The following is a 7,893-nucleotide window of genomic DNA, read 5'->3' as shown; positions in this document are numbered from 1 at the left end:
GCGCATTTCGGCGAGCTGTTCCAGTTCGGCGGAGAAAAGGATGTCCATATCAGGGTATACCTGTTGCAGGCGGTACAGTACTTCGGAAGCGTTTTCCTTCCAGGGAGCGGCGGCGATGGGCAGATTCGACAGATTGATTTCCCGCATAAAACCTATTTGGTGAGGCCCTAAAGGTAAGGTGAGCGGATGGAACGGCCAAAGGGCATTTAGAGCACGGCGTTGATGGTGAATAGGCAGCTGTCGCCCGCGTCGTTGTCGGCCACGAGGTGAAGCAGTAAACCCTCCGCCCGGGCTTTCTCCAGGCAAATCCCCTCGATCTTCTGCCCGGCGAAAACAGGGGAAACCGCCGGCAGGTTGATCATCTCTTCTACCTGCAGCGTTTCCTGCCGCGATTTTTTACTGAAATCCCGGATTATGCCGAGGTAGCTGTCGCCGATGATGCCGTCGTCGTACGTGCTGGCCGTGGCTTCGGTGGTAAAGGTGAGTATGAGGATATCGCGTGCGGAAATGTAACAGAGATCCGACACGCCGCGGAATCCCCGGCTGTTGTCCGGGAGCTGCAGGGGCTGGATGAAGGGAATATCCTGTTCCATGGCGTTCCAGCAATCGGGGCGGGCGTAAATGAGCGTGTTGTGCGGATTGTCTTCGTGGCCGCGGTTGGCGAGGATGAGCCGGGTTTTACACATCGTGGCGCCTTCGATATTGACGTCGTGCAGCTGCGTGGCGAGATGTTCCAGGAAATCATCCGCATACCGCGAATAGATCACGGGATGATCGCTGGTGCGGAGCGGAAGGGGTACCAGTATGATCTGGCGGCGCGTATCCAGGCTGGCGGACCCGAAGGCGGCCAGGTACACGGCCTGCTTGTGCTTCATCACCACGGCGGATTCCAGGTCGGCCTTTTCTGGCTTGGGAATGCGGTATTGCGGGTGGGAGAAGAGCGTCACAGAACCGGTGGTGCGGTACTGTGTGTCGAGAATGCGGAGCTCCCGGGCATCGTCGCCCGTGAGGTAAATGCGCCCTTCGGTAAAGGCCAGCGCGGAGCCGGAAGGGAAGTCGGATAGTATTTGCTCGCGGAGGAGGCTGATAGCGGGCTGGATGAGCATAGGTTCAAATATAAGTTATTCGCCCCAGAGGGTGATGACCAGTTGGCGGGGCCCGCCGGCGTCGCGGTGCTCGCAGAGGTAGATGCCTTGCCAGGTGCCGAGCGCCGGGTAACCGTTACGCACCGGCAGCATCACGGAGCACCCCAGCAGGGAGGATTTCAGATGGGCGGGCATATCGTCGGAACCTTCGTAGTCGTGTTCGTAATCGGGATCGTTTTCCGGAACGGCTTTGTTGAAGTAAGTCTCGAAATCCACGCGCACGGTGGGGTCTGCGTTCTCATTCACCGTCAGCGACGCGGACGTATGCTGGATGAATACCTGCAACATGCCGGACTTTATCTGCCGGATGGCCGGTATCGCCCGCAGCACTTCTTCCGTGATCAGGTGGAAGCCCCTGCGCTTCGCCGGCAACCGCAACATTTCCTGGTAAATCTTCATCGTTTCTGTTTTGAAAGAGACGCCCAAGATAGCGAATGCAGGCGGTATTTACCTATCAGGCTTTATCCAACCCGATGCCCAGCCTGATGGCGCTTTCCACGGCGTTGTAATTGTTTTCGCGGTTGAAGAGGGAGAAGGGTTTTTTGGGATGAAGACCGGGTTGGGCGAGGAACCTGGGCTGCGTGCCTTTGTGCTGTTGCGCCGCATGCACGAGGAAAGGGTGGCAGAGATAAACGGTCCCGGCCTCGCCGGTCGCCAGCACTTCTTTGCGCTGCCCGGTGCCGCCCAGCCGGTCGGCGATCTGGAGGGCGGTGAGGCCTTTGTCGCCATGCGGCCGCAGCAGGCGGGCCACATCGAGGTGGGAGCCGGCGCGCAGCCGCGTGGGGGCATCGTTTTCACCGACGTCCGAAAACAGGAACAGCATAAGCAAAGCGCGGCCTTTGGAATGGAGGTTGGATTTCCATTTGAAATAATTCCCCGGGTCCTGCGCGGCCTCGCGCCCGGGGAAGCTCACATCCACATGCCAGCCGTCGTCTCCCGCCGGTTCGTGCCCGGGAAAGCGCACGGGAAACGTACCCACACTAAACCGGGGCGCCCATCTGCCCGGCCCCACGAGTTGATCGAAGGCGGCGTGCAGCAATGGCGTATTGGCGGCTTTCACGATAGGCTCATGCGACATCTCGCCCAGCCATACGACGGGCGCTTTCCAGTCCTGCGGCGCATCCGGCCGGAGGTTCATTTCCTTCCACAGGATTTCCTGCGCTTCCAGCGCCAGTTCGCGGGGAAATGCCTGGTCGAGGCGAACATAGCCTTCCGTGATAAAATGCCGGATATCGGCGTCCGATAAGGGAAGATTGGGTTGCAACATATGGCATGGTTTGATATTCAATTTACGGAAATGCGGGGAAGGGAACAAGTATAGCCGGTTTTCAGCCTTTCCACCAGGCGAGCGCCCGTTGTTCCGCGGATTTCACGAAAGCGTCTTTGGCGGCGTTGTATTCGTTGGTGTCGCCGAATTCGCGGGCCGACAACCCGATCTTAACCGCCGCATAAGCCCCGGCCACTTCAGGATAGGCACGCAGGAAATCCCGCAGCGCCAGGTGCCGCTTCCAATGGTAGGTATGCCTGACCATCACGTGGACGTTCACCAGCGAGGGGATTGGCCCGCCGGTCACGAACGGGTCGCCGATATCGATGAGCGGCGGCGCCGTTTCGCCGGGCGGCATGCCGAGCAGCGCGAAGAATCGCCGGTACGGCATGCCTGGTTCATATTTGCGGAAATACGTAAAACCGCGGCGCGTGAGCGGTTCCACGGTTTTGTCGAGCAGCTCGTCGGCCGCCAGCCCCACCAGGATGTCGATCACCGGCTTGGCGGCGAGCCCGGGCACGGAAGTGCTGCCGATATGGTCCACCACCGGGAACAAATGGCCGAGGCTGTCGGCGATCGCACGCTGGTGCTCGCGGAAGGCATCCGGCCACAAAGGATCGTATGGAACGATCAGGACTTTCATGATTCGGTGGTTTCCATCATGGCGGCGGCCATTTCTTTCACGAATTCCTTGTGTTGATTGCCCCACTGGTCCATCACCGCGATGAGCGGCAGTACGGAAGCGCCGAATGCAGTGAGGAAATATTCCGCTTTCAGCGGGAAGCCGCCCGACGCTTCTTTGCGGATCACCTGCAATGCTTCCAGCTCGCGCAGGTGCATCTGGATCACGCGCGACGGCGCTTCGGGGATTTCGCGCTGCAGGCCGCTGGGCCGGCGGATGCCGCGGGAGATCGCGTCGATGATGCAGGCGCGCCACTTGCCGCCCACGATTTTGTTGGCCACATTCACGCCGCAATCCAGGTTTTCGGAGATCTTCTTTTCGTACATGTTCCGAATGTAAGTTTTTTCCATGAATGAGGATGGGCCCGGTATAGGGAACTTTTTATCCCTACCGAATCTTTTCTCCGTTATTGCCCACGTTCGCGCCAGCCCGCAATTTTGTTCCAGCAAAAAACAAACGGAAAATGAAAAACAACAACGAAAAAACAGCGGCCGTACTGGGCCTGGGCATGATGGGCGCCACATTGGCCAAACTCCTCCTCGCGGCGGGATACGAAGTAACCGTCTGGAACCGCAACAAGGATAAATCCCTCCCGCTGGCCGAAGCGGGCGCCATCGTGGCGGAAACACCGGGTGCCGCGGTGAACGCCGGCCAGGTCATCGTAATGTGCGTGCACGATTACGCCGCCGCCGAATCGATCCTGTCTCAAACGGCACAATCCGGTTGGAAGGGGAAAGTACTCGTGCAACTCACCAGCGGCAGCCCCGCCGAAGCGGAGCGCATGGAGCAGTGGACGGAATCCCTCGGCGCCAGGTACCTCGATGGCGCCATCCAGGCCGCGCCGCAGCAGATGGGCCGGGAAGACACGCCGTTGTTCATCTCCGGCAACGCCGCGGCCTGGAACCAGGCGCTGCCGGTGCTGAAAGTTTTCGCCGGATCGCCCGAATGGCTGGGCATCCCCGCGGGGCTCGCTTCTTCGGTGGACCTCGCCACGCTGTCAGGTATTTATGGTACGATGATGGGTTTCTTCCACGGTGCGCGGATCATGGAACACGCGGGTTTCCCGGTGGATAAATACGCCGCGCTGCTGTCGGGCATCCTGAGCACATTTGGCGACTTCATCCAGCTGGAAGGCCAGCTCGTGCATCAAAACCGCTTCGAAAAAAGTGAAAGCCCCATGAGTATTTCGGTAGACGCCACCGCGCGCATCCTCCGGCAGGCGCAGGAATCGGGGATCCATGATAAATTCCCGCTGTACGCGGCCGGCATGTTCCGCGAAGCGGCGGAAAAAGGACTGGCCAACGAAGAACTGGCCGCGATGATCAAAGTGCTGCGCGGATAAGCCGGCCGGCGCCGGGGTTCCTTTGCCGCAACCGGCGGAGATCCCCGGCATGGCCGTTTACCGTTCATCTAGAATTTTCTACGGCTGAACAGGTCAGCTTGCTACCCGCCCGCCCGGATGGCTACTTCGCCGGGTTATGCGGTTGCGCGGCATGTAAAGTGTTGATTAGTAGAGCTGAAACGTCAAAAAAGCTGGTTGAAGCGGCAGAATTGGCAGATGAAATTTTAGATGAGTGGATGTGCTGAATATAAGGTGCGCCCGCAGGGGGCTGTCCGGAAACGGACAATGAAAATAAATAGTAAGCGCTTACATAAAAGTGGTTTGCGGGATGGATGATTTGGCGGAATTTCGATGCAACAGTACCTCAAAACATACCCCCGATGAAGCGTTCATTTGTACCATTCGTAACCTGGAATTTGTTTGTTTCGCTTATCTGCATATTACCGGCGCAGCTGCTGGCGCAGGAAACCGGCGTTTTGCGTGGCAAGGTGTCCGGCGGCGAAGGGTTCCGGCCGGATGAAGTGATCGTTCAGCTCCTGAACGAAGGCAATAAGCAACTTGTGAAAATGGAATACGCCGATGCGAAAGGGGATTTCCGGTTTACCGGCATCCGCGAAGGCAAATATCAAATCCTCATCCAGCATCTTTCCTATAACCGTTACCTGTCACCGGCCATCGCCCATACCACCGTCACCGATCTCGGCACCATCCGCCTGGAAGCCGCCACCCGCCAGCTCCGCGAAGCAAACGTAGTGGCGCAGAAGCCGCTGGTGCAGCAGCAATACGATAAAACCGTCCTCAACGTAGCCGGCTCCATCGGCGCCGCAGGAAGCAATGCGCTGGAAGTGCTGGAGAAAGCCCCTGGTATTACGGTCGACCAGAACGACAACATCGCCATGCGCGGCCGGCAGGGCGTGCTGGTGATGGTGGACGGGAAGCAGGTCCCCATGTCCGGCCAGGACCTGGCCAATTACCTCCGCAGCCTCAACGCCGCGCAGGTCGACCGGATCGATCTCATCACCAATCCTTCCGCCAGATACGATGCCGCAGGCAATGCCGGTATCATCGACATCCGCCTGAAAAAAGGGAAAAACAACGGCACCAACGGCACCCTGGGCCTTAGCCTCGCCCAGGGCGCCTATCCCAAAGCCAACCCGTCTTTCTCGATCAACCACAAAAAAGGCGCATTCAACTATTTCGCGTCGTACAACTTCAGCCACCGGCGCGATTTCAACGAGCTGAACATCCACCGGAAATTCTTTACCGGGCAGGGAGAAGAAACTGGCGGCAACGATTACGACAACCTCTTCAAACTAAAATTCAATACCCATAACGCCCGCGTCGGCGTGGATTACCAGCCCGGCGCGCGCACGACCATCGGTTTGGCGGCCAACGCCATCGTGAGCGACGGCGGCATCGGGTCCGACAGCCGCGCGCAATCCTACGACGCCGCGCAGGCGCCCACGGGGCGTTTCAATACCTTCGGCGACAACGATCTGCATCGCCGCAATTACAGCGTCAACGCCAACTTCCGCCGCCTGCTCGATACCGCCGGGCGCGAGCTGACGGCTGATCTCGATTACGCGCGCTTTTCCAACTGGGAATATCAAAACTACCGCACATCCTATCTCGATAACCACAATGCACCCCTGCGCCCGGATTTCCTGCTTTTCGGCGACCTCAGCGGCGCCCTGGACATCTATTCCCTGAAACTGGATTACACGCATCCCGTACCGGCCCTGGGAATGAAGCTGGAAGGAGGGATCAAGAGCAGCTGGGTGCGCACCGATAACGACGTACGGTTCTACGACCGCAGCAACGGCGGCGATGTGCTGGATGAGGGAAAAAGCAACCGTTTCATCTACAAGGAGAATATCAACGCCGCTTACCTGAATGGTTCCGGCAAATGGCGCAAACTGAGTTACCAGTTCGGCCTGCGGATGGAGCATACCCGCGCCAACGGCCGCCAGGTGATCCATGAAGAAACGTTCGACCGTGACTACGTGCAGCTGTTCCCCAGTGGTTACGTGGGCTACCGGTTCAACCCGAAACACGACCTGGGCGTAACGCTCAGCCGAAGGATCAACCGGCCGTCTTACCGCCAGCTGAACCCTTTCCGCGTGTTCCTCGATCCGCTGACCTCTTCCACCGGCAACCCCGCGCTGAACCCGGAAATCACCGCCTCTTATGAACTTGTCTATACCTTTAACGAAGTATATACGGCGAAGGCAGGGTACAGCCGCACGACGGACAATATCCTCACCGTACTCGCCCCTGACGAAGAGCCGAACAGCGTACTCCAGACTAACCGGAACCTCGCCCGATACGATTATTACCATCTTACTATAGGCGTTCCCGTTACCGCCATCAAATGGCTGAACAGCAACAATACGCTGGTGGCTTATTACGGCCGGTACAGCGGCAACCTCGTGAATACAGACCTCAACGAAGGCCGCGTGGCCCTGAACCTGAACAGCAGCAACACCATCACCCTGAACCCGAAAACGGCGATGGAAGTAACCGCGAATTACCAAAGCCGCAGCTGGTACGGTTTCCTGGATGTATACAGCAGCTTCCAGATGGGCATGGGTATCCAGCGGCAGTTCTGGGAGCGGAAAGGTTCCGTGAAACTGAACGTGAGCGATATTTTTTATACGGGCAGAACGAAAGCCTTCACGAAGCTGACCGGCTATTCCGAAGCGTTCCGCCAGTTCCGGGATTCGCGCGTGGTGACGCTGACCTTCAATTACCGGTTTGGCGGGCAGCAGCAAGGGCCGCGCAGGCGCGCAGGCGGGGCGGAAGAAGAGAAGCGCAGGGCGGGTTGATGCCTTTTTCAAATTATCTTGTCGGTGCATTTCCCCGGTGCGGGATTTCATTCCGGAGTGCCCGATCCACGCTTCGGAAGCGGATTACGTGAGATTTTTAAGGAAAGTGCGGGGCGACACCTAAAAAGGAATATTTTTAAGGTATGAATATCGTCCACGAACTGGAAGAACTGGCATTGGCTACCCGGCTGAAAAGGCTGGGGGAACGTTTGTCGCAGGATGTTAGCCGTATTTACAAGGAATCGGCGCTCGATTTCGAGGCGCGCTGGTTCCTGATCCTGGAATTGCTCAGCCGCAAGAAAACGATGGGCATCACGGAGATATCGGAGGCGCTCCAGATCAGCCATCCCGCCGTGGTGCAACTGGCCGACCAGATGCTGGGGCAGGGGCTTATGAAAGCTTCCCCGGACCCGCGCGACGCGCGCAGAAGACTGCTCTCCCTCAGCGCCAGCGGGAAGCACATGTACAAGCGCATCGGGCCCATGTTGAAAGTCATCCGCGAAGAAAACCGCAAATGGCTGCAGCAATCAGCCGGCGATCTTCTCCGCATCCTGGGCGACCTCGAGCAGGCGCTCGACGATAAAAGCATGTACCAGCGCATCCGCGAAGGGCTCACGCGGGAAAGTTAACCC

General features: G+C 58.4%; 8 protein-coding genes. 3 read left to right on the top strand and 5 right to left on the bottom strand.

The features are described 5' to 3' along the window. Nucleotides 1–206: 206 nt before the first annotated feature. The 5 genes from Q0510_RS08295 to Q0510_RS08275 all read right to left on the bottom strand — a co-directional run bounded on the left by Q0510_RS08295 (nucleotide 207) and on the right by Q0510_RS08275 (nucleotide 3,420). On the bottom strand, nucleotides 207–1,106 hold the full coding sequence (locus tag Q0510_RS08295) for a hypothetical protein (RefSeq protein ID WP_298709983.1): 900 nt from the start codon (nucleotides 1,104–1,106) through the stop codon (nucleotides 207–209). A gap of 15 nt (nucleotides 1,107–1,121) precedes the next feature. Continuing rightward, nucleotides 1,122–1,544 (bottom strand): secondary thiamine-phosphate synthase enzyme YjbQ, encoded by a 423-nt coding sequence (locus tag Q0510_RS08290; RefSeq protein WP_298709982.1) that lies wholly within the window; start codon nucleotides 1,542–1,544, stop codon nucleotides 1,122–1,124. Between the two features lie 55 nt (nucleotides 1,545–1,599). Further along, nucleotides 1,600–2,412, bottom strand: coding sequence for a phytanoyl-CoA dioxygenase family protein (locus Q0510_RS08285; RefSeq protein WP_298709980.1), 813 nt, complete (start codon nucleotides 2,410–2,412; stop codon nucleotides 1,600–1,602). A 61-nt stretch (nucleotides 2,413–2,473) separates the two neighbouring features. Next, nucleotides 2,474–3,055, bottom strand: a complete 582-nt coding sequence (locus tag Q0510_RS08280) for a GrpB family protein (RefSeq protein WP_298709978.1) — start codon at nucleotides 3,053–3,055, stop codon at nucleotides 2,474–2,476. Beyond that, nucleotides 3,052–3,420: a helix-turn-helix domain-containing protein gene (locus Q0510_RS08275; RefSeq protein ID WP_298709976.1), complete on the bottom strand. Its 369-nt coding sequence runs from the start codon at nucleotides 3,418–3,420 to the stop codon at nucleotides 3,052–3,054. Before Q0510_RS08275 ends, Q0510_RS08280 begins: the two co-directional genes overlap by 4 nt. Nucleotides 3,421–3,503: 83 nt before the next feature. Between Q0510_RS08275 and Q0510_RS08270 the strand changes: the two genes are divergently transcribed. The 3 genes from Q0510_RS08270 (at nucleotide 3,504) to Q0510_RS08260 (ending at nucleotide 7,890) form a co-directional block, all read left to right on the top strand. Next, complete coding sequence (locus Q0510_RS08270; RefSeq protein WP_298709974.1) at nucleotides 3,504–4,436, top strand: NAD(P)-binding domain-containing protein; 933 nt, start codon at nucleotides 3,504–3,506, stop codon at nucleotides 4,434–4,436. Between the two features lie 380 nt (nucleotides 4,437–4,816). After that, entirely contained in the window at nucleotides 4,817–7,261 is a 2,445-nt protein-coding gene (locus Q0510_RS08265) for an outer membrane beta-barrel family protein (protein ID WP_298709972.1), read from the top strand. Nucleotides 7,262–7,404: 143 nt separating this feature from the next. Further along, on the top strand, nucleotides 7,405–7,890 hold the full coding sequence (locus Q0510_RS08260) for a MarR family transcriptional regulator (RefSeq protein WP_298709969.1): 486 nt from the start codon (nucleotides 7,405–7,407) through the stop codon (nucleotides 7,888–7,890). Nucleotides 7,891–7,893 lie beyond the last annotated feature (3 nt).

Origin of the sequence: uncultured Chitinophaga sp. (assembly GCF_937874145.1) — a bacterium.
Taxonomy (GTDB): Bacteria; Bacteroidota; Bacteroidia; order Chitinophagales; family Chitinophagaceae; genus Chitinophaga.
The sequence above is the reverse complement of the archived record's forward strand: the minus strand, read 5'-3'. Positions and strand labels throughout refer to the sequence as shown.